The 20,979-nt window shown below is 70.8% G+C and carries 19 protein-coding genes; 11 read left to right on the top strand and 8 right to left on the bottom strand.

The window, feature by feature from the left end:
- The first annotated feature begins 6 nt into the window (after positions 1-6).
- Both ACIREE_RS34065 and ACIREE_RS34070 read left to right on the top strand, forming a co-directional pair.
- Positions 7-861 (top strand): ABC transporter permease, encoded by an 855-nt coding sequence (locus tag ACIREE_RS34065; protein ID WP_404161353.1) that lies wholly within the window; start codon positions 7-9, stop codon positions 859-861.
- A gap of 11 nt (positions 862-872) precedes the next feature.
- Positions 873-1,688: an ABC transporter permease gene (locus tag ACIREE_RS34070; RefSeq protein ID WP_404161049.1), complete on the top strand. Its 816-nt coding sequence runs from the start codon at positions 873-875 to the stop codon at positions 1,686-1,688.
- A 16-nt stretch (positions 1,689-1,704) separates the two neighbouring features.
- Here the strand turns inward: ACIREE_RS34070 and ACIREE_RS34075 are convergent, their stop codons facing one another.
- From ACIREE_RS34075 to ACIREE_RS34090, 4 genes are all read right to left on the bottom strand, one after another.
- Entirely contained in the window at positions 1,705-2,712 is a 1,008-nt protein-coding gene (locus tag ACIREE_RS34075) for an iron-siderophore ABC transporter substrate-binding protein (protein ID WP_404161052.1), read from the bottom strand.
- Between the two features lie 35 nt (positions 2,713-2,747).
- Positions 2,748-3,569, bottom strand: a complete 822-nt coding sequence (locus tag ACIREE_RS34080) for an ABC transporter ATP-binding protein (protein WP_404161055.1) — start codon at positions 3,567-3,569, stop codon at positions 2,748-2,750.
- A gap of 62 nt (positions 3,570-3,631) precedes the next feature.
- Entirely contained in the window at positions 3,632-4,708 is a 1,077-nt protein-coding gene (locus ACIREE_RS34085; RefSeq protein WP_404161057.1) for a FecCD family ABC transporter permease, read from the bottom strand.
- Positions 4,705-5,778, bottom strand: a complete 1,074-nt coding sequence (locus ACIREE_RS34090) for a FecCD family ABC transporter permease (RefSeq protein WP_404161356.1) — start codon at positions 5,776-5,778, stop codon at positions 4,705-4,707. Before ACIREE_RS34090 ends, ACIREE_RS34085 begins: the two co-directional genes overlap by 4 nt.
- 189 nt (positions 5,779-5,967) lie before the next feature.
- Here ACIREE_RS34090 and ACIREE_RS34095 point away from each other — a divergent pair, with 189 nt between their 5' ends.
- Together ACIREE_RS34095 and ACIREE_RS34100 are read left to right on the top strand one after the other, a co-directional pair.
- On the top strand, positions 5,968-6,546 hold the full coding sequence (locus ACIREE_RS34095; RefSeq protein WP_404161060.1) for an MSMEG_1061 family FMN-dependent PPOX-type flavoprotein: 579 nt from the start codon (positions 5,968-5,970) through the stop codon (positions 6,544-6,546).
- Between the two features lie 10 nt (positions 6,547-6,556).
- Entirely contained in the window at positions 6,557-7,261 is a 705-nt protein-coding gene (locus tag ACIREE_RS34100; RefSeq protein WP_404161063.1) for an endonuclease V, read from the top strand.
- Here ACIREE_RS34100 and ACIREE_RS34105 read toward each other — a convergent pair.
- Entirely contained in the window at positions 7,233-8,432 is a 1,200-nt protein-coding gene (locus tag ACIREE_RS34105) for a saccharopine dehydrogenase family protein (RefSeq protein WP_404161066.1), read from the bottom strand. The two genes, ACIREE_RS34100 and ACIREE_RS34105, sit on opposite strands and share 29 nt — an antisense overlap.
- A 183-nt stretch (positions 8,433-8,615) precedes the next feature.
- Between ACIREE_RS34105 and ACIREE_RS34110 the strand changes: the two genes are divergently transcribed.
- The 4 genes from ACIREE_RS34110 (at position 8,616) to ACIREE_RS34125 (ending at position 14,632) form a co-directional block, all read left to right on the top strand.
- Positions 8,616-9,773, top strand: a complete 1,158-nt coding sequence (locus ACIREE_RS34110; protein ID WP_404161069.1) for a CaiB/BaiF CoA transferase family protein — start codon at positions 8,616-8,618, stop codon at positions 9,771-9,773.
- An 8-nt stretch (positions 9,774-9,781) separates the two neighbouring features.
- The gene (locus ACIREE_RS34115; RefSeq protein WP_404161072.1) at positions 9,782-10,924 is read left to right on the top strand and encodes an acyl-CoA dehydrogenase family protein; all 1,143 of its coding nucleotides are present in this window, start codon (positions 9,782-9,784) and stop codon (positions 10,922-10,924) included.
- A gap of 45 nt (positions 10,925-10,969) precedes the next feature.
- Positions 10,970-12,184 (top strand): acetyl-CoA C-acetyltransferase, encoded by a 1,215-nt coding sequence (locus ACIREE_RS34120; protein WP_404161074.1) that lies wholly within the window; start codon positions 10,970-10,972, stop codon positions 12,182-12,184.
- Between the two features lie 276 nt (positions 12,185-12,460).
- A complete protein-coding gene (locus ACIREE_RS34125; RefSeq protein ID WP_404161077.1) occupies positions 12,461-14,632 on the top strand; it encodes a 3-hydroxyacyl-CoA dehydrogenase NAD-binding domain-containing protein in 2,172 nt (723 codons plus the stop codon).
- A gap of 22 nt (positions 14,633-14,654) precedes the next feature.
- Here the strand turns inward: ACIREE_RS34125 and ACIREE_RS34130 are convergent, their stop codons facing one another.
- On the bottom strand, positions 14,655-15,422 hold the full coding sequence (locus ACIREE_RS34130; protein WP_404161079.1) for a MerR family transcriptional regulator: 768 nt from the start codon (positions 15,420-15,422) through the stop codon (positions 14,655-14,657).
- 266 nt (positions 15,423-15,688) lie between these two features.
- On the opposite strand from ACIREE_RS34130, the gene ACIREE_RS34135 reads away from it, so the two are divergent.
- Positions 15,689-17,161: an amino acid permease gene (locus ACIREE_RS34135; protein ID WP_404161082.1), complete on the top strand. Its 1,473-nt coding sequence runs from the start codon at positions 15,689-15,691 to the stop codon at positions 17,159-17,161.
- Between the two features lie 139 nt (positions 17,162-17,300).
- Positions 17,301-17,576, top strand: a complete 276-nt coding sequence (locus ACIREE_RS34140) for a hypothetical protein (RefSeq protein WP_404161083.1) — start codon at positions 17,301-17,303, stop codon at positions 17,574-17,576.
- Here the strand turns inward: ACIREE_RS34140 and ACIREE_RS34145 are convergent.
- Positions 17,573-18,448, bottom strand: a complete 876-nt coding sequence (locus ACIREE_RS34145) for an oxygenase MpaB family protein (protein WP_404161359.1) — start codon at positions 18,446-18,448, stop codon at positions 17,573-17,575. The genes ACIREE_RS34140 and ACIREE_RS34145 overlap by 4 nt on opposite strands.
- Positions 18,449-18,567: 119 nt before the next feature.
- Here ACIREE_RS34145 and ACIREE_RS34150 point away from each other — a divergent pair, with 119 nt between their 5' ends.
- Positions 18,568-19,407: an oxygenase MpaB family protein gene (locus ACIREE_RS34150; protein ID WP_404161086.1), complete on the top strand. Its 840-nt coding sequence runs from the start codon at positions 18,568-18,570 to the stop codon at positions 19,405-19,407.
- A gap of 17 nt (positions 19,408-19,424) precedes the next feature.
- On the opposite strand, the gene ACIREE_RS34155 is transcribed toward ACIREE_RS34150, so the two are convergent.
- Positions 19,425-20,900, bottom strand: coding sequence for a M1 family metallopeptidase (locus tag ACIREE_RS34155; protein WP_404161089.1), 1,476 nt, complete (start codon positions 20,898-20,900; stop codon positions 19,425-19,427).
- Positions 20,901-20,979 lie beyond the last annotated feature (79 nt).

Genomic DNA, 20,979 nt, shown 5'->3' on the forward strand with positions numbered 1-20,979 from the left:
ACCGTCGTGAAGAAGGCCGCCGGGGTGCTGCACCGCAGGCCCCGGCTGCGCTTGCCCCTCCTGCTGGCGGCCCCCCTGACATGGCTCGTCGTGGCCTACCTGGGGTCGCTCGCGGTGCTCTTCCTGTCGGGCCTGTGGACCACGGACCCGTTCACGTCGGACATCGTGCGCACCTGGACCCTCGACAACTTCAGGACTCTGTTAACGACCGACGTGTACCGCCAAGTGGCCCTGCGCAGCATAGGAGTTGCCCTGGGTGTCACGGCGCTGTGCGTCGTGCTGGCGTTCCCGATCGCCTTCTACACGGCGCGGGTCGCCCGCCCCCGGTGGCGTCCGCTGCTCGTCGTCGCCATCCTCACCCCGCTGTGGGCGAGCTACCTCGTCAAGGCATACGCGTGGCGCGTCATGCTCGCCCAAGGCGGCCTGCTGGACTGGCTGTTGACCCCCTTCGGACTGACCGGCCCCGGCTACGGACTCACCGCGACGGTCCTCGTCCTCACTTACCTCTGGCTGCCCTACATGATCCTGCCGATCCACGCGGGCCTCGAACGCGTCCCCGCGGGCCTGCTCGACGCCTCCGCCGACCTCGGCGCCCGCACCTGGCGCACCTTCCGCACGGTGCTGCTGCCGCTCGTCCTGCCGTCCGTCGCGGCAGGCTCCGTCTTCACGTTCTCGCTCAGCCTCGGCGACTACATCGCCGTACAGATCGTGGGCGGCAAAACGCAGTTGATCGGCAACGTCGTCTACTCCAACATCACCCTCGACCTGCCGCTGGCCGCCGCCCTCGGCACCGTGCCGGTCGTGGTGATCGTCCTCTACCTGCTCGCCGTGCGACGCACGGGCGCGCTCAGCAGCCTCTGAAGGAGCCCGTGGTGCACCTGTCCCGCCCCGCGCGCATCGCGCTCCGCGTCGGCGCCCTGGCCGGCTTCGCCGTCATCTATCTCCCGCTGCTCCTGGTCATCGTCAACTCCCTCAACCAGGACCGCAGTTCGGGCTGGCCGCCGAGCGGACTCACCCTGCGCTGGTGGCGGGACGCCTGGCACAGCGCGGGCGCCAGGGACGCACTGTGGACGTCGGTGAAGGCGGGCTGCGGCGCCACCGTCATCGCCCTCGTCCTCGGCACGCTCCTCGCCTTCGCGGTCTCCCGGCGCCGCTTCTTCGGCCGGGAGACGATCTCCTTCGCCGTCGTCCTGCCCCTCGCACTGCCGGGCATCATCACCGGCGTCGCCCTCAACACGGCGTTCCGCACGGTCCTGGAACCGCTGGGGATCGGCCTCGGCCTGTTCACCGTCATCGTCGGCCACGCCACGTTCTGCGTCGTGGTCGTCTTCAACAACGTCGCCGCCCGGCTGCGCCGCCTGCCGGGCTCGTACGAGGAAGCGGCCATGGACCTGGGCGCCGACACCTTCCGCACGTTCCGCGACATCACGTTCCCGCTGACCCGCTCGGCGCTCGCGGCCGGCGGCCTGCTCGCGTTCGCGCTGTCCTTCGACGAGATCGTGGTCACGACGTTCACGGCGGGCCCCGGCGTCCGGACGCTGCCCTTGTGGATCTTCTCCAACATGGCCAGACCGCAGCAGGCCCCCGTGGTCAACGTCGTCGCCGTCGTCCTCGTCCTGCTGTCGGTCATCCCGGTCTACGTGGCCCAGCGGCTCTCCTCCGACACGGCGGCGGGCAGCCGGGTGTAGGGGCCCCGTACCTGCTCTACTTCATGGCCTCCGCGAACAGCGGGACCACGTGCTGGAGCGCGTACCGCACGGACAGGACCGAGTCGGTGGCGAAGGCCGAGCTGATGTCCGTGTCGTCGAAGACCACCGCGTGCCCCTTCTTCGCCGCGGGGATCGACGCGAACAGCGGGTCGGAGCTGATCTTCTTCGCCGTGGTGCCGATCGGCGCCATCACCATCAGATCGGCGTCGAGCATCTGGAGGTTCTCCTCCGACACGGCCACGGAGAACGCGCTGCCCGCCTTCTTCTCCACCGCCGGGTTGTTCTTGAAGCCGAGCCGCTCGACGAAGTCCACGCGGCCGGTGCCGCGCACGTACGCGCCCCAGGTCGTGGCGGTACGGGACGCCACGGTGATCGTCCTCCCCTTGAACTCGGGGTGCGCGGCGGCCGCTTCGGTGAACTGCTTCTCGGTGTCCGCGATCAGCGTCTTCCCCTTCTCGGGGGCGCCGAGTGCCTGGGAGACCATCGTCGTCTGCTTCTTCCAGGAGACCTTGTACTGGTCGCCGCCATTGGGCACTCCGACCGTAGGCGCGATCTTGCTGAGCGTGTCGTAGCGGGTCCGGTCGCCGCTCGACTTGGTGTCGAGGATGAGGTCGGGCTTGAGCGCCGCGATCTTCTCGTACTCGGGCTCAAGGGTGCCGATCTTCTGCGGCGACTTGTCGTACTTCTCCTTGACCCAGGGGCCGAGGCCGTCCCCGCCGAACGCCAGCCAGTCGCTCGCCCCGACGGGCTGCACGCCGAGCGCGAGGGCCGTCTCCGCGTCGCCCCAGCCGAGGGCGACCACGCGCTTCGGCTGCTGCTTCACCGTGACGGTGCCGAACTTGGTGGACACCTTCGCGGGGAAGCTGCCGGCGGACTTCTGGCCGGCGCTGTCGGCGGTGTCGTCCGTGCCGGAGCCGCAGGCCGCGAGCGAGCCGGCGAGCGCCAGGGCGAGGGCGCCGACGAGGAACCGGCGGCGACCGGTACGGGGAGAGGGGGTCGGCATGGGTGTGCTCTTTTCTTGATTCACGGGGGTTGGCCCTACGCGGCCGGAGTGGGGGAGGCGCCGACGTGATGGCGCCCCATGGGGACGATGAGCGGGGTGCCGGATGCCGGGTCGGGGACGACGGTGCTGCGCAGCCCGAAGACCTCCTCGACGAGGGACTCGGTGACGATGTCCGACGGTGCGCCCTCGGCGACGATCCCGCCGTCCTTCATGGCGACGAGATGGTCGGCGTAGCGGCAGGCCAGATTGAGGTCGTGCAGAACCACGACCAGCGTGACGCCGCGCTCCCGGTTGAGATCGGTCAACAGGTCGAGGACGTCGAGCTGATGGCTGATGTCGAGATACGTCGTCGGTTCGTCGAGCAGCAGGACATCTGTCTCCTGGGCCAGGGCCATGGCGATCCAGACGCGCTGGCGCTGCCCGCCGGAGAGCTCGTCGATGGACCGCTCCGCGAGGTCGAGGACGTCGGTGGCGTGCAGGGCCGCGGCGACCGCCTCGTCGTCGGCGGGCGTCCAGCGCCGGAACCAGCCCTGATGCGGATAGCGGCCCCGTCCGACCAGGTCGGCGACGGTGATCGACTCGGGTGCGACCGGTGTCTGCGGCAGCACGCCGAGCACGGCGGCCACGTCCTTGGTGGACATGTCGTGCACGCTGCGCCCGTCGAGCAGGACCGTGCCGGCCGTCGGGGCGAGCAGCCGGGCCATCGAACGTAGCAACGTCGACTTGCCGCAGGCGTTCGGCCCGACCACGACGGTGATTCGGCCGGGCGGGATGTCGACGTCGAGCCCGGCGACGATCCGGCGCTCGCCGTAGCCGAGTTCGAGGCCGCGGGCCTGGAGGGTGTGCGGGGCAGCCACGGGCGTCTCCTCGGCGGGGCCGGAGCGGGGGCAGGGGGTGGTGTGCGGTGCCGTGCGCATGGTCAGCCGCCCCGGCCGGTCCGGTTGGCGCGGGCCAGGAGCCAGAGCAGGTACGGGGCGCCGATCACGCTCGTGACGATGCCGACCGGCAGTTGGGTGCCGGGGAGCAGGTGCTGTCCGGCGAAGTCGGCGACGATCACGAGCAGCGCGCCGGTGGCCGCGGACGGCAGCAGCGCGGCCCCCTGTCCCGGCAGCAGGCGCCGGGCGATGGGCGGCGACACGAAGGCGACGAACCCCACGGGACCCGCGGCTGCCGTCGCCACTCCGGCGAGGGCGGTGGCGCAGGCGAGCAGGGCGAGCCGGTCCCGCTCGACGCGTGCGCCGAGCCCGCCGGCCGTGTCGTCGCCGAGCTGCAGCGCGGGCAGCGCCCTGGCCGCCAGGGCGGTCAGCGGCACGAGCAGCGCGGCGCCGACGAGCAGCGGCCAGAAGTGCGGCCAGGAACGGCCGTTGAGGCTTCCGGCCAGCCACAGGAACGCGGTCTGCGCCTCGCTCACGTCCGACCGGGTCATCTGGTACGAGATCACGCTCGACAGCCCCGTCCCGATGCCCAGGCCGACCAGGACGAGCCGGTATCCGCTGACGCCCTTGCGCCAGGCGAGCAGATAGACCGCGGCGCCCGCGGCGAGGGCGCCGGCCAGCGCCACGAACGACAGCGGCGTGCCGCTCAGCCCGGCGAGCCCGCCGGCCAGGACGACGGCTGCGCCCGCGCCCGAGCTCACCCCGATCACGTCGGGGCTCGCCAGCGGATTGCGCAACAGCGTCTGGAACACGGCGCCCGACAGCCCGAAGCAGCAGCCGACCAGCAGCGCCAGCAAGGCGCGCGGCAGCCGTAGTTCGAGGATCACGAACTGGGTGCCGGTGTCACCGCCGCCCAGCAGGGTGGCGACCACGTCGGGCACGGGCACGGTGTAGTCGCCGAAGCTGAGCGCGAGGCACAGCGCGGCGAGCGCGGCCACGAGCAGGGCGCAGCTGACGCCGATGAACCGGGCGCGTCCGCGGCGGCGTACCGATGACACCCGGGTCACCCGGGCCGCGGCGGCCGGTAGGGCGTCGCGGGCCGGACGGAGCGTGTCGCTCACAGCTCCACCGTCTTTCTGCGCCGTACGAGGACGACGAAGGGGATCGCGCCCAGCGCGGCCGTCATGACCCCGACCTGGACCTCGCCCGGCCGGGCGATCAGCCGGCCGATGACGTCGGCGAGCAGCAGCGCGGCCGGCGCGAGCAGGGCGCTGTACGGGAGGATCCACCGGTAGTCGGGCCCGGTGATCAGGCGTGCCGCGTGCGGAACGGCCAGGCCCACGAAGGCGATCGGCCCCGCGACGACGGTCGCGGCCCCGCACAGCAGGACCACACAGGCGGCGGCGCCGAGCCGGGCCAGGGCGATCCGCTGGCCGAGCCCGCGGGCCGTGTCGTCGCCCAGGGCGAGTGTGTTGAGCTGCGGACCGAGTGCGAGGGCCAGTACCGCGCCCACGGCGATGAACGGCAGGGCCTGCCACAGCACGGCGGGTTCACGGCCCGTGAGCGAGCCGACCTGCCAGAAGCGGAACTGGTCGAAGGTGTTGCTGTCCGTGAGCAGCATCGCGCTGGTCAGGGCGGAGAGGGCGGCGGCCACGGCCGCGCCGGACAGGGCGAGCTTCACCGGGGTGGCGCCGTCGCGGCCCATGCTGCCGATCCCGTAGACGAGCACGGCGGCGAGACAGGCGCCCAGGAAGCCGAACCAGATGTACTGCCGCGGCTCGGTCAGGGCGAGCACGCTGATGGCGAGGACCACGAAGACGGAGGCTCCGGCGTTGACCCCCAACAGGCTGGGGTCGGCGAGAGGGTTGCGGGCCACGCCCTGCATGACGGTGCCGGCGAGTCCGAGCGCCAGGCCCGCGAGGAGGCCGGCGGCCGTGCGCGGCATGCGGACCTCTCGCACGATGAGCTGGGCGCGGTCGCCGCGATCGGGGCTGAAGAGTCCCGCGGCGACGTCGTGGAGCGGCACGTGCCCCGAGCCCACGCCGAGGCTGAGTGCCACGGCGGCCACGAGGACGAGCCCGACGGCGAACAGCCCGAGGAGCAGCCGTCCGCCACGAGGAGAGCGGGGAGACCGAGGAGAGCGGCGAGGGGTCCGGGGAGCCGTCCGGCGCGGTAGCGCCTTCGGTCCCACCACGGTGAGTTGCACTGGATCGTTCCTTGTCCGCCGTCCGGCTTCGGCCGCGCAGCGGCAGGCACCGGAACGAGGGGCTCCAGTGCGTTAGGTGAGGCTAACCTAACATCAGATAAGGTTCACCGAGCAACTACTCTGGCGAGCCTCCGGCGGGCGCCGCCGGAGGCCCGTACGAATCCAGGAGTCGGCTTGCTGCACACGACGGACACCCTCGCGCCCCGGCCGCCCGGCGAGCAGGGAGACGGCTACGTGGAACTGCGCTCCGCGGCCCAGCTGCGCGAAATCCTCGGCGAGCCGCACCCGATCGTGATCGACAAGGTCCATGACCGACTCGAGGACGGCGACCGGGAGTTGATAGCCCGTTCGCCGTTCTGTCTGCTCTCCACGGCCGACACCCGCGGCAACTGCGACGTATCGCCGCGCGGGGACGGCCCCGGGTTCGCGCACATCATCGACGACGGCACCCTCGCCCTGCCGGACCGGCCGGGCAACCGCCGCGGCGACAGCTTCCACAACGTCCTGGAGAACCCGCACGCGAGCCTGCTGTTCCTGATACCCGGCGCCACCGACGTCCTGCGGGTCAACGGCCGGGCCCGCGTCCTCACCGACGCGCCCTTCTTCGACGCCATGACCGTCAAGGGGCAGCGGCCGACCCTCGCGCTGCTCCTGGACATCGACGAGATATACCTCCACTGCCCGCAGTCGCTGCGCCGGTCGGGCCTGTGGAAGCCGCAGACGTGGGAGAGCGCGGGCCGCGGCGCCGTCTAGGGTTGGCCGCATGCCGACGATCACGGGGATTCCCGAGGGCTGGCCGACGAACGAGGCGGCGGCGCGCGCCGTGCAGGACACGCTGCGCGGCCGCGTCGTGCTGGACGAGGCCGGACCGCAACCGGGGGCGGGCACGGTCACCGGGATCGACGTCGCGTACGACGACGCACGCGATGTCGTCGCCGCGGCCGCGGTCGTGCTGGACGCCGCGACGCTCGACGTCGTCGAGGAGGCGACCGCCGTCGGGCGCGTCGCCTTCCCCTATGTGCCGGGCCTGCTGGCGTTCCGCGAGATCCCGGCGGTGCTCGACGCCCTCGCGGCACTGCGCACAGACCCGGGCCTCGTCGTGTGTGACGGCTACGGCCTCGCCCACCCGCGCCGCTTCGGCCTCGCGAGCCACCTCGGCGTGCTCACCGGCCTTGCGACGATGGGCGTCGCCAAGAACCCCTTCGCCTTCGCGCACGGCGAGTTGGGGCGCGAGCGGGGGAGCGCGGCCGCTCTCACGGACGGGTCCGAGGAGGTCGGCCGCGCCCTGCGCACCCGGGCGGGCGTGAAGCCGGTGTACGTCTCGGTGGGGCACCGGATCTCCCTGGCCAACGCATGCGCCCACGCGCTGGCCCTGACCCCCGCCTACCGGCTGCCGGAGACGACCCGCAGGGCCGACCGGCTGTGCCGGGACGCGCTGCTCACCGCTCCGCGGCGACCCGGAAGGTGAGTCCGGCCGCCCGCAGCCGCCCGATCAGCGCGTCGCCCATCGCCACGGCGGTGGTCACCTGCCCCGCGGTGTCCGGGAGTTCGTCCTGGGCGAGGCACATCGCGGACTCCGCCAGTATCTTCGCGGTCTCCTCGTACCCGGGATCGCCGCCCGACACCTCGGTGAAGACCCGGCGCCCGCCGCCCTCACCCACGAACCGCACCGAGAACCAGCTCTTGGCCCGGCGGGCCCGGTCCGGCCCGCTGCCGGGCAGCAGCCTGCCTCCCAACCAGCGCCGGACGGGCGGCACTTGGGCCGCGGCGAAGAGCGCCCCCGCGGCCGCCGCCCCGCCCACCGCGAACGGCAGCGACTTCACGGCCGCGTAGTGCCGGTAGCGGAAGTCCGGGCCGTAGCACTCAAGGGCCCGCGCGGAACGCTGGACCACCTGCGGGTCGATCGTCGGCAGCGGCAGGGCCCACGCCCCGACCTCCTTGGCGTACCGGGGCGTCCCCGTCGGCGCATACGCGGTGCGTCCCACCAGCCGCGGCTGATGGCGCCGCCGGTCCTGCTGCGCGGCGAGCATCTGCCGGGCCCGCCCGAACTGGTTCAGCGCGGACGCGAACGTGCCGCCCGAGAGCGTGGCGTTCGTCCGCACGAACCCGTCGACCCGCAGCGGCACCGCCTCCGGCAACTGCCGCACGGTGAAATACGCGCCCAAGTCGTGCGGGACCGAGTCGAAGCCGCACGCGTGCACAAGGCGGGCCCCCGTCTCGCGCGCGCGGGCGTCGTGCCGCACATACATGAGGTCCACGAACTCCGGCTCACCTGTGAGGTCCACGTAATCGGTGCCCGCGTCGGCACACGCGGCGACCAGCCCCTCCCCGTACTCCAGATACGGGCCCACGGTCGTGGCCACCACGCGCGCGCGGGAGGCGAGTGCGCGCAGCGACGCCGCGTCGGCGACGTCCGCGCGCTCCAAGGGCAGCACCGCGCACGCCGGGTCGATACCGGTGAGCCGCTCGCGCAAGCGCTCCAGCTTGGCGGTGTCGCGGCCCGCGATCGCCCAGCGCAGCCCCTCGGGAGCGTGCGCCGCGAGGTACTCGGCGGTGAGCTCCCCGACGAAGCCCGTCGCCCCGAACAACACCACGTCGTACGCCCTGTCCGTGTTCCCAGGGCCTTCAGGCCTGTTCATGACACCCCTCATCGTGCTTCGTGCCGCTGTCGGTGGCCGAGGCTAGCGTGCGCGCGGACGGCGGGCCGTGTCCGGGCCGGAAATTGGCTAAGCGCTTGCTCGTCGGGGGTTGTGCCGACCGGAACGGCTTCATAGCATCAATGGTGTTACAGCAGTTGTGTCACAGACTGGGGGCGTGGCGGGATGGCAATGGCAGGCACGGAAGCAGGTGGCGGCCCGCTCGCCGGGGTGCGGGTGGTCGAGCTCGCCGGCATCGGCCCCGGCCCGTTCGCGGCGATGCTCCTCGCCGACCTCGGCGCCGACGTCGTACGGGTCGACCGGCCGGGCGGCGCGGGCCTCGCCATCAACCCCGAGTACGACGTCACCAACCGCAACAAGCGGTCCGTGATCGTCGACCTGAAGGCCACGGGCGGCGCCGAGCGGGTGCTGCGGCTCGTCGAGCGCGCCGACGTGCTGATCGAGGGCTACCGGCCGGGCGTCGCCGAGCGCCTCGGCGTGGGCCCCGGGACCTGCCACGCCCGCAACCCGAAGCTGGTCTACGGCCGGATGACCGGCTGGGGCCAGGAGGGCCCCCTCGCCCAGCGCGCCGGGCACGACATCGCGTACATCGCGCTCACCGGCACCCTCGGCATGATCGGCAAGCCGGACGAGCCGCCGACCGTGCCCGCCAACCTCGTCGGGGACTACGCGGGAGGCTCCCTCTACCTGGTCGTCGGCATCCTGGCCGCCCTCCACCGCGCCCAGGCAACCGGCGCCGGGCAGGTCGTCGACGCCGCGATCGTCGACGGCGCCTCCCACCTCTCCGCGATGATCCACGGCATGCTCGCGGCGGGCGGCTGGCAGGACCGGCGCGGCGCCAACCTCCTCGACGGCGGCTGCCCGTTCTACGGCACGTACGAGACCGCCGACGGCCGGTACATGGCGGTCGGCGCCCTTGAGCAGCAGTTCTACGACGAGTTCATCGACCTCATGGGGCTCGCCGGCGTCGCGCCCGAGCGCAAGGACCTGGCCCACTGGGACGAACTGCGCGAGAGCGTCGCCGCGCGCTTCAAGCAGCGTACGAGGGACGAGTGGACAGCCGTCTTCGAGGGCTCCGACGCCTGCGTGGCTCCCGTCCTCTCGCTGCGCGAGGCCCCGGACCATCCGCACCTCGCCGCCCGCGGCACCTTCGTCGACCACGGCGGCATCACCCAGCCCGCCCCGGCGCCCCGCTTCTCGGGGACCCCCACCGCCGTCCGCTCGGGCCCCGCCCTGCCAGGCGCCGACACCGCGGCGGTCGCCCGCGACTGGGGCGTACCCGAACTGGACGAGCACACCGACCCTCCAACGAAAGGCAGTTGATCGCGAGCATGGAGCGACGCCTGTTCAGCGCCGAGCACGAGGCGTTCCGCACGACCGTCCGCACCTTCCTCGACAAGGAGGTGACCCCGCACTACGAGCAGTGGGAGAAGGACGGCATCGTCGCGCGCGAGGCCTGGCTCGCCGCCGGACGCCAGGGGCTGCTCGGCCTCGCCGTGCCCGAGGAGTACGGGGGCGGCGGCACCGCCGACTTCCGCTACAGCGCCGTCCTCGCCGAGGAGTTCACGCGCGCGGGCGCCGCCGGACTCGCCGTGGGCCTGCACAACGACATCATCGGCCCGTACCTGACCTCGCTGGGCACGGAGGAACAGAAGAGGCGCTGGCTGCCCGGATTCTGCGACGGCTCGACGATCACCGCCATCGCGATGACGGAACCCGGGGCCGGCTCCGACCTGCAGGGCATCCGCACCACCGCAGAGGACCGCGGCGACCACTGGCTGCTGAACGGCTCCAAGACCTTCATCTCCAACGGCATCCTCGCCGACCTCGTCATCGTCGTCGCCAAGACCACGCAGGAAGGCGGCGCGCACGGGCTCTCGCTCCTCGTCGTCGAGCGCGGCATGGAAGGCTTCGAGCGCGGCCGCAACCTCGACAAGATCGGCCAGAAGGCGCAGGACACGGCCGAGTTGTTCTTCGACGACGTCCGCGTCCCGAAGGAGAATCTTCTCGGTGAGGCCAACGGCGCGTTCCTCCACCTGATGACGAACCTCGCGCAGGAACGCATGGGCATCGCCGTCGCCGCCATCGCCGCCGCCGAGCACCTGCTGGAGATCACCACGACCTACGTCAAGGAGCGCGAGGCCTTCGGACGGCCGCTCGCCAAGCTGCAGCACATCCGGTTCGAGATAGCCGAGATGGCCACCGAGTGCGCCGTCACCCGGACCTTCCTCGACCGCTGCATCGAGGACCACTCCGACGGCACCCTCGACGCCGTGCACGCCTCCATGGCCAAATGGTGGGCCACCGAACTGCAGAAGCGTGTTGCCGACCGCTGCCTCCAACTGCACGGTGGTTACGGGTACATGACCGAGTACCGCGTCGCAAAGGCCTTCACCGACGGGCGCATCCAGACCATCTACGGCGGCACGACCGAGATCATGAAGGAGATCATCGGCCGTTCGCTGCTGTCCTGAAGCACCGCAACCCTCAGCATTCGTAGCTCCGTGAAAGGCAACCCAGTGACCACTGACGCGTACGTCTACGACGCGATCCGCACCCCGCGCGGCCGGGGCAAGGCCAACGGCTCCCTGCACGGCACCAAGCCGATCGACCTCGTCGTCGGTCTCATCCACGAGCTCCAGGCCCGCTTCCCGGGCCTCGACCCCGCCGAGATCGACGACATCGTGCTCGGCGTGGTGGGCCCGGTCGGCGACCAGGGCTCCGACATCGCCCGCGTCGCGGCGATCGCCGCCGGCCTGCCCGACACGGTCGCCGGCGTCCAGGAGAACCGCTTCTGTGCCTCCGGCCTCGAAGCCGTCAACCTGGCGGCGATGAAGGTCCGTTCGGGCTGGGAGGAGCTCGTCCTCGCCGGTGGGGTCGAGTCGATGTCGCGGGTGCCGATGGCCTCGGACGGCGGCGCCTGGTTCGCCGACCCGATGACCAACTTCGACACCGGCTTCGTACCGCAGGGCATCGGCGCCGACCTCATCGCCACCATCGAGGGCTTCTCGCGGCGGGACGTCGACGAGTACGCGGCGCTCTCCCAGGAGCGGGCCGCCGCCGCGGTCAAGGACGGGCGCTTCGACCGGTCGATCGTCCCGGTCAGGGACCGCAGCGGCCTGATCGTCCTCGACCACGACGAATTCCTGCGCCCCGGCACCACCGCGGACTCACTGTCCAGGCTCAAGCCGTCCTTCAAGGACATCGGCGACCTGGGCGGGTTCGACGCGGTCGCGCTGCAGAAATACCACTGGGTCGAGAAGATCGACCACGTGCACCACGCGGGCAACTCCTCCGGCATCGTCGACGGCGCGTCGCTCGTCGCCATCGGCTCGCGCGAGGCCGGCGAGCGGGGCGAGCTCACCCCGCGCGCCCGCATCGTCTCCGTGGCCGTCTCCGGCTCCGAGCCGACCATCATGCTCACCGGCCCCGCGCCCGCGACCCGCAAGGCCCTCGCCAAGGCGGGCCTGACCATCGACGACATCGACCTCGTCGAGATCAACGAGGCGTTCGCGGCGGTTGTGCTCCGCTTCGTGCGGGACATGGGTCTGTCCTTGGACAAGGTCAATGTCAACGGCGGCGCGATCGCTCTCGGGCACCCGCTGGGTGCGACCGGCGCGATGATTCTGGGCACGCTCGTGGATGAGCTGGAGCGCAGGGACCTCCGGTACGGGCTGGCCACGTTGTGCGTCGGCGGGGGGATGGGGATCGCCACGATCGTGGAGCGGGTGTAGCGCCGTAGGGGCGAGTGGTCCGTCGCCGGGTGCGCGTCTCGTCGTGGCTGGTCGCGCAGTTCCCCGCGCCCCTGGAGCATGCGGCTCCGCCGCAGCCCCATGAGGGCGCACCACGCGCCCCTGAAATGGCGCACGCAGTGCGCATTTCAGGGGCGCGGGGAACTGCGCGACCAGCCCCCCACCGGGCGGCACCCGGTCACGAACCACAAGCACCCGCCCCGGACTCCGTCCCACCCGCCAAAAACTTCCCGCATCGGACTTCACGGAGACGCAGACATGACGCAGAGCACCACCATCCACTGGCAACAAGACGAAACCGGCATCGTCACACTCGTCCTGGACGACCCGAACCAGTCCGCGAACACCATGAACCAGGCGTTCAAGGACTCCATCGCCGCCATCGCCGACCGCGCGGAGGCGGAGCGGGACTCCATCAGGGGCATCATCTACACCTCCGCCAAGAAGACCTTCTTCGCGGGCGGCGACCTGAAGGACATGATGAAGGCGGGGCCCGAGGACGCGCAGGCCGTCTTCGAGACCGGCACCGGCATCAAGAACTCGCTGCGCCGCATCGAGACGCTCGGCAAGCCGGTCGTCGCGGCCATCAACGGCGCGGCCCTGGGCGGCGGTTACGAGATCGCCCTCGCCAGCCACCACCGCGTCGCGCTCGACGCGCCGGGCTCCAAGATCGGCCTCCCCGAGGTCACGCTCGGCCTGCTGCCCGCGGGCGGCGGCGTCGTCCGCACCGTCCGCCTCATGGGCATCGCCGACGCGCTCCTCAAGGTGCTGCTCCAGGGCACCCAGTACACCCCGAAGCGTGCTCTGGAGAACGGCCTGATCCATGAAGTGGCCACGACCCGCGAGGAGATGATCGAGAAGGCCCGCGCCTTCATCGACGCGAACCCCGAGTCGCAGCAGCCCTGGGACAAGCCCGGCTACCGCATCCCCGGCGGCACCCCGGCCAACCCGAAGTTCGCGGCGAACCTGCCCGCGTTCCCGGCCAACCTGAAGAAGCAGCTGAACGGCGCCCCCTACCCGGCCCCGCGCAACATCCTCGCGGCCGCCGTCGAGGGCTCCCAGGTCGACTTCGAGACGGCCCTGACCATCGAGGCCCGCTACTTCACCGAGCTGGTCACAGGCCAGACCGCGAAGAACATGATCCAGGCGTTCTTCTTCGACCTCCAGGCCGTCAACTCGGGAGCCAACCGCCCCCAGGGCATCGAGCCGCGCAAGGTCACCAAGGTCGCCGTGCTCGGCGCCGGGATGATGGGCGCGGGCATCGCCTACTCCTGCGCCCGCGCGGGCATCGAGGTCGTCCTCAAGGACGTCTCCGCCGAGGCCGCCGCCCAGGGCAAGGGTTACTCCGAGAAGCTGTGCGAGAAGGCGGTGAAGCGCGGCCGCACCACCCAGGAGAAGGCGGACGCGCTGCTCGCCCGCATCACGCCCACCGCCGACCCGCAGGCGCTGGCCAACTGCGACGCGGTCATCGAGGCCGTCTTCGAGGACCCTTCGCTCAAGCACAAGGTGTTCCAGGAGATCCAGCACGTCGTCGCCCCCGACGCGCTGCTCTGCTCCAACACCTCCACGCTGCCGATCAGCGTCCTGGCCGAGGGCGTCGAGCGCCGCGCCGACTTCATCGGCCTGCACTTCTTCTCGCCCGTCGACAAGATGCCGCTCGTCGAGATCATCAAGGGTGAGCAGACCGGCGACGAGGCACTGGCCCGTGCCTTCGACCTCGTACGGCAGATCAACAAGACGCCGATCGTGGTCAACGACTCGCGCGGCTTCTTCACCTCGCGCGTGATCGGCCACTTCATCAACGAGGGCGTCGCCATGGTCGGCGAGGGCATCGAGCCCGCCTCCGTCGAGCAGGCCGCGGGCCAGGCCGGCTACCCGGCCAAGGTGCTGTCCCTGATGGACGAGCTGACCCTCACCCTGCCTCGGAAGATCCGCAACGAGTCCAAGATGGCGATCGTCGAGGCGGGCGGCACCTGGACCCCGCACCCGGCCGAGGGTGTCATCGACCGCATGGTCGACGAGTTCGGACGCACCGGCCGCAGCGGCGGCGCGGGCTTCTACGAGTACGGCGAGGACGGCAAGCGCGCCGGACTCTGGCCGGGCCTGCGCGAGCACTTCACCAAGGCCGGCTCGGAGATCCCGTTCGTGGACATGCAGGAACGCATGCTCTTCTCGGAGGCGCTCGACACGGTGCGGCTCGTGGAGGAGGGCGTCCTGACGTCCGTCGCCGACGCCAACATCGGCTCCATCTTCGGCATCGGCTTCCCCGGCTGGACCGGCGGCGTGCTCCAGTACATCAACGGTTACGAGGGCGGCCTCACCGGCTTCGTCGCCCGCGCGCGGGAGCTGGCCGAGCGTTACGGCGACCGTTTCCTGCCGCCCGCGCTGCTGGTGGAGAAGGCGGAGAAGGGCGAGACCTTCACGGACTGAGCCCGGCCCCGGCGGGAGGCGTTCAGCCCTCGGTGCGGAACGCCTCCCGCAGCTCCTCCTTCAACGACCGCTGGAACGCGGTCACCAGGGCCTGCACGACCATCGGCTGCATATGGGCCGACAGCGACTTCATCGCCGCGAGATGCTCGGGATCCGACTCGCGGTCGCGGTAGGGCCCCCACACCTCGTCCCGGAAGAGCCGCGACAACTCGTGCGCCGCCTGCCGGGTGTGCTCGAGCAGGACCGTGCGCGCGGCGAGGATCGTCTCGTGCGCGATCGGCACGCCGAGCAACTGCACGCCGAGACGGAGCAGCCCCACGTCCACCCGGTACACGTCTGCGTTCTCTGCGTTCTCTGCGTTCTCGTCGTACGTGATGACGCCCATCGCGGACAGCCGGTCCAGATCGGTGCCGGACAGGGCACGGCCCGCCCGGCGCTCCAGCTCGGCGCGCGGCATGTCCTCCGAGGCGTCCGGGGCCCAACTCGCCACGACGGCGCGGTGAATGGCCAGGTCTTGAGCGCTCAGGTCGGTCGGCAGCTGCTCCAGATAGCGCTCGATCGCGGCGAGCGTCATGCCCTGGTGCTGCAGTTCCTCGATGAGAGCGAGCCGCGACAGATGGTCCTGCCCGTAGTGGCCGACCCGGCGCGGGCCGATGACCGGCGGCGGCAGCAGCCCGCGCGTGCTGTAGAAGCGGATCGTGCGGACCGTGACGCCCGCGCGCGCGGCCAGCTCGTCGACCGTCCACGTGGGGGAGGACGCCGCCTCGGCGTCCCTGATGTCCGTCGTCATGGCCGCCTCTGGTCGTTCGGGTTCAACAGTATTACTGAGACACCGATGTTGTGAAAGTGCCTTATACGCCCTGATTGGCAGCCTGTACAGAGCCGTCCCGCCCTGTGAGAAGAACCGCTATGTGATCTGTGCCACCGCGTGTCCGGTGATCTCTGGGGGAAGGTGCACAGTCGGTCCGCGCACTGTCAGGGGTGTCGCGGGCCCCAGTACATCCGGACCCCGGCTGACCTGTGCGTCGCCGGGCACCACAGAGTGGACACCCCCACGTGAGCAAGGACGCCGTCAACACGGCTGTGGACGCATCCCCCACTGATGCGACCCAGACGCCCGCCGACGCGGGCGACGCCGGTTACAGCAAGGATCTCAAGGCCCGCCACGTCAACATGATCGCGATCGGTGGCGCGATCGGCACCGGACTCTTCCTGGGTGCGGGCGGCCGCCTCCACTCGGCGGGCCCCGCCCTCGTCTTCGCGTACCTCGTCTGCGGACTCTTCGCGTACCTGGTCGTGCGCGCCCTCGGTGAGATGGTCGTGTACCGGCCCTCCTCCGGTTCCTTCGTGTCGTACGCGCGCGAGTTCCTCGGCGAGAAGGGCGCCTACGTCGCCGGTTGGATGTACTTCCTCAACTGGTCGATGACGGGCATAGCCGACATCACGGCGATCGCCCTCTATACGCAGTACTGGAGCGCCTTCACCACGATTCCGCAGTGGGTCCTCGCGCTGATCGCGCTCGCGGTCGTGCTCGGCGTGAACCTCATCTCGGTGAAGTACTTCGGCGAGATGGAATTCTGGTTCTCGATCATCAAGGTGGCCACGCTCGTGGCCTTCCTGTTCGTGGGCATCTTCCTGATCGCCACGCAGCACCCGGTCGACGGCCATACGCCAGGGCTGAGCATGATCACGGACAACGGCGGCTTCATGCCGAGCGGCATGATGTCGGTGGTCCTCGTCATGCAGGGCGTCGTGTTCGCCTACGCGGCCCTGGAGCTGGTGGGCGTCGCCGCGGGCGAGACGGCCGAGCCGCACAAGGTCGTCCCGCGCGCCGTGAACTCGATCATGTGGCGCGTCGGCCTGTTCTACTGCGGCTCGGTGCTCGTACTCGCCCTGCTGCTCCCGTCGACGACGTACTCGTCGAACGAGAGCCCGTTCGTCACCCTGTTCAGCAAACTGGGCATCGGCGGCATCGGCGACATCATGAACCTGGTCGTGCTCACCGCCGCCATGTCCAGCCTCAACTCCGGCCTGTACTCAACCGGCCGCATCCTGCGCTCCATGGCGATGTCGGGTTCCGCGCCGAAGTTCACCGCCAGGATGAACCGCAGCCAGGTGCCCTACGGCGGCATCCTGCTCACCGCGGGTGTCGGCGTCCTCGGCGTGGGCCTCAACTACCTTCTCCCGCACGACGCCTTCGAGATCGTCATCGAGATCTCCTCGATCGGCATCATCGGCACCTGGGTCATGATCATGGTCGCCCACCTGGCGTTCGTCCGCCGGGCCAAGGAGGGTCTGGTCCAGCGCCCCGCGTTCCGCCTCCCGTGGTCCCCGGTCACCGAGATCGTCACGATCGTCTTCCTCCTCGTGGTCCTCGGCCTGATGTGGAACGACGCGGAGACCGGCCGCAAGACGCTCTCCCTGATCCCGGTCGTCGCGGTCCTCCTGGTCGCCGGCTGGTTCGCCGCCCGCCGCCGCATCGCGCGCGAGGGGCTGCAGGAGCTGACAAAGTCCCCCAAGGACGAATAAACCGTTCCAAGGGCGAATGAACCGCCCCACCCCGGCCCGGGAGTCCACCGGGCCGGGCTTTCCGGGCATGACTGCCGGTGTGAAAGTTCCGGAGCGCCCGACGCGTTGAGTCCGTGTGCCGATCGGGTAGGACCCAGGCATGGCCCTGGTTCCGTGGGACGTTCATCTGAAGTCGGGTCAATTGGCCGTTGTCGCGGCCGCATTGGTGACCGCGCTCGTCACCTCCAGGCGGCGGCCCCGCCGGTCGTCGCAGGCACCACCCGCACCGCCCGCACCCCCACTGCTGCGGGCCCACATCGTGCCGACCCACCACACCCCGGCGGACGCCGAGCACACCGCCGCCGTCACGGACCTGTACACGTGCGTCGCCGAACTCGCCTCCGACCTGGCCAAGCGGTACGGGGGAGAGCTCTAGAGCTCGTCCTTGAGCGGCTGCAGCGGACGGCTGTGCGCCCAGTGCGGGCCCAGGTCGTCCAGCGTGTAGCCGAACGGGTAGGCGCGCGGCTTCGGCCGGACGGGCCGGCGGTTCGGGCGCGGCGGCAGCAGCCGTACGCACGCCGAGCGCGTCCGCAGCGCGCGCACCGACAGCGACCGCACCCGGCGCGGCTGCGGCCGGTAGCCGAGCGCCCGCAGCAGGGGCTCGTCGAGCAGGGACAGCGCGAACCGGGCGATCAGGGGTCGCAGCGGACCGGGATACCAGGAGGAGATGATCCGGAAGGTGGCGCTCGCGACCCGCCGGTTGGCCGGATCGTAGGCGAACATCTCCCGCTCGTAGTCGTCCATCAGCTTCTCGAAGTCGGTGTACGAGCGCGGCACGTCGCTGATCCCCATCAGCAGACCCATTTTGTGTCCGACCAGGGCCAGTGCCTGCGTCTCGTTCGCGCACAGCGGCCGCCACCCGTAGGCGTCGATCCAGCGCTTCGGCCCGACGACCGTGGTCGCCAGGACGTAGCGGAAATCCTCGTCGGCGATGTCGTAGCGTCCGTGCACCCGGTTGAGATGGCGCGCCGCCGCCCGGCCGCGCTCCGAGTCGAAGCCCTCCTCGGCCATCTCGTACGCGAACAGCACCGTGTCGTCGTACCGCTTCTGCCCTGCCTTCTCGAACTCCTGCGTGCGGTCGAGGAGCCGGGAGATCCTCGGCACCCCGTAGTCGCGCAGGAACGCGACAGCTATGCCCTGGTTGTAGTCCCAGGGGAACTCGTACTGAGCGATGAGCTTGTGAATGCGTTCGTAGTCCCGCTCGGGGTCCATGCGTCTTATCTCGCGAAGTCTGCTGTAACGGCCCATGAGCAGGGTGTAGCGCACATCGGCCGCACTATCGAGAGCCATCGGCGAAGAGCCGTCGAACCGGGCGGCGCATACTGGGCACTGACATCAGTAACCCCGCGCGCCCCACAGGAAGCCGCATGAAGCAGCACGACCCGGACCCGCCGCCGCCCCCGCCCGGCGGAATCCTCTGGGACACAGCGGGCGACATCCGCTCGCTGCTCGCCCTGCCCGCCGCGTTCGTGCTCCAGGTCGCTCACCCCGCCGTCGGCGCCGGCGTCGACGACCACTCGGTGTTCAGGACCGACCCATGGGGCCGCGGGCAGCGCTCGCTCACCTCGGTCCTGCTGTGGGTCTACGGAGGCGAGGTCGCCGCCGAGGAGGGCCGCAGGCTGCGCTCCCTGCACCGCACCATCCAGGGCACGGACCCGGACGGCCGCCGCTACCACGCGCTGACCCCCGCGTACTACGCCTGGGTGCACGCCACGGGTTACCCCGTCGCGCGCTACGCCCGCCGCTACTTCGCCCGCCCCTTCACGCCTGCGGAGGACGAGCAGTTCTACGCGGAGTGGCTGATGGTCGGGCGGATCCTCGGCATCCACGACCGTGACATGCCGCAGACGACCGAGGAGTTCTGGCCGTACTACCGCAAAGTACTGGCGCAGGAGGTCGGGCGGAACGCGGTGGTGGACGAGCTGACGGCCCGGGACCGGGCCGTCCCCGCGCCGGATCACTTCGTCCTGCGACTGCTGTGGCCCGCCCTGCGTCCGGCACTCACCCGCGCCATGGCCTTCCTGTCGGTCGGCCTGCTCCCACCGGAGGCCCGTGAGGCGATCGGACTCCCGTGGACCCCGCGCCAGGAACGCCGCCTGCGCCGGTTCGCGGTGCTGGTCCGCCTCCTGGCACCCCGTCTCCCGGAGCGCCTGCGCTACTTGCCGATGGCCCGAAGGGCGCGCCTCCGAGGGAGGAGCGCCCCGTAGGGGCGAGCACTGACGCGTCAGTGCTCCGCGTGCACCCCGTTCGTGGCAGCGATCTTCTTCCAGGACTTCGGCTGCTGCGGAGCGACGGCGACGCGAGCAGCGGGCTGAGCCGGCTTCACCGGCTGGTACAGCCACGTGTCGAACAGCGCCGCGAGCGGCTTGCCGGAGATCTTCTCCGCGTACTGCTCGAAGTCGGAGACGTTCGCGTTGCCGTACGCGTGCTGCTGCGGCCAGCCCTTGAGGATCTTGAAGAACTTCTTCTCGCCGACCGCGTTGCGCAGCGCCTGGATCGCGACGGCCCCCCGGTCGTAGACGGCCGCGTCGAACTGGTTCTCCGCGCCCGGATCCCCCGGCTTGACCTTCCAGAACGCGTCGTCGGCCGGGTGCTGCGCGTACGTGTAGTCCGCGAGCTCCTGCGTCGTGCCCTCGCCCTCCTTCTCCGACCACAGCCACTGGCTGTAGCGGGCGAAGCCCTCGTTGATCCAGATGTCCTTCCAGCCGTCGACGGAGACGCTGTCGCCGTACCACTGGTGCGCCAGCTCGTGGACGACGACGGACACGTTGGAGCCGTTCGCGAACTGCGCGGGCGAGTAGAACGGCCGCGTCTGCGTCTCCAGGGCGAAGTGCGACGGCACGTTCGGCACGTATCCGCCGAGGGCCTCGAAGGGGTACTTGCCGTAGACCGACTCCAGCCACTCGGCGACCTCGGTGGTGCGCTCCACGCTCGCCTTCGCCGCGCCCTCGTTCGCACCGAGGTCCTTGCTGTACGCGTTGATGACGGGCACGCCGTCCGCGGTCCTGTCCGTCGTGATGTCGAACTTGCCGACCGCGAGCGTCGTCAGGTAGGTGGCCTGCGGGTGGCTGGAGCGCCAGTTGAAGCGGGTCCAGCCGAGGCTCGAACTCTGCGACTGCAGCGTGCCGTTGGAGATCGCCTGGGTGCCGTCCGGCACGGAGACCGAGACGTCGTACGTCGCCTTGTCGCGCGGGTGGTCGTTCGACGGGAACCACCAGGCCGCCGACTCCGGCTCGTTGGCGAAGACGGCGCCGTCCGGGGTGCGCTGCGGGGAGGTGAAGCCCCACAGCTTCAGGTCGGTCGGCTTGCCCGCGTACTTGACCACGACGGTGAAGGGCGTGCCCTTCGGCAGTCCGGCCGCGGGCGTCACCTCCAGCTCCTGCTCACCGGACTTCGCGAACGTCGCCTTCTTGCCGTTCACCCGGACCTCGCTCGCGGTGAGCCCGAGGTCGAGGTTGAAGCGCGAGAGGTCCTGCGTGGAGGAGGCGAGGATCGTCGCCGTGCCCTCCAGCAGGTCCGTCTTCGGCTGGTACTTCAGCCGCAGGTCGTAGTGGGAGACGTCGTAGCCGCCGTTCCCGTACGTCGGGTAGTAGGGATCGCCGATGCCCGAGGCCCCCGGCTGGAAGTCGGCGGCCGATGCCGGGATCGCCAGCAGGAGAGAGGCCGCCAGCGCGCCGGGGGCGATGAGTCTGCGGTACACGAAAACTCCAAGTCGTAGGAACAAGACGAGGGTTGATCTCGTCCGCGAGCCTATTCAGCACCCCGCGCCCCGGTCATGT

The sequence above is a fragment of the Streptomyces sp. NPDC102467 genome (genome assembly GCF_044765445.1).
Taxonomy (GTDB): domain Bacteria; phylum Actinomycetota; class Actinomycetes; order Streptomycetales; family Streptomycetaceae; genus Streptomyces.

Excerpts from the sequence above, each read along its gene's own strand:
- ACIREE_RS34110 (WP_404161069.1), top strand. The coding sequence starts at position 8,616 with ATGGCAATGGCAGGCACGGAAGCAGGTGGCGGCCCGCTCGCCGGGGTG.
- ACIREE_RS34145 (WP_404161359.1), bottom strand. The coding sequence starts at position 18,448 with ATGGGCCGTTACAGCAGACTTCGCGAGATAAGACGCATGGACCCCGAG.
- ACIREE_RS34115 (WP_404161072.1), top strand. The coding sequence starts at position 9,782 with ATGGAGCGACGCCTGTTCAGCGCCGAGCACGAGGCGTTCCGCACGACC.
- ACIREE_RS34105 (WP_404161066.1), bottom strand. The coding sequence starts at position 8,432 with ATGAACAGGCCTGAAGGCCCTGGGAACACGGACAGGGCGTACGACGTG.
- ACIREE_RS34100 (WP_404161063.1), top strand. The coding sequence starts at position 6,557 with ATGCCGACGATCACGGGGATTCCCGAGGGCTGGCCGACGAACGAGGCG.
- ACIREE_RS34140 (WP_404161083.1), top strand. The coding sequence starts at position 17,301 with ATGGCCCTGGTTCCGTGGGACGTTCATCTGAAGTCGGGTCAATTGGCC.
- ACIREE_RS34125 (WP_404161077.1), top strand. The coding sequence starts at position 12,461 with ATGACGCAGAGCACCACCATCCACTGGCAACAAGACGAAACCGGCATC.
- ACIREE_RS34130 (WP_404161079.1), bottom strand. The coding sequence starts at position 15,422 with ATGACGACGGACATCAGGGACGCCGAGGCGGCGTCCTCCCCCACGTGG.
- ACIREE_RS34150 (WP_404161086.1), top strand. The coding sequence starts at position 18,568 with ATGAAGCAGCACGACCCGGACCCGCCGCCGCCCCCGCCCGGCGGAATC.
- ACIREE_RS34075 (WP_404161052.1), bottom strand. The coding sequence starts at position 2,712 with ATGCCGACCCCCTCTCCCCGTACCGGTCGCCGCCGGTTCCTCGTCGGC.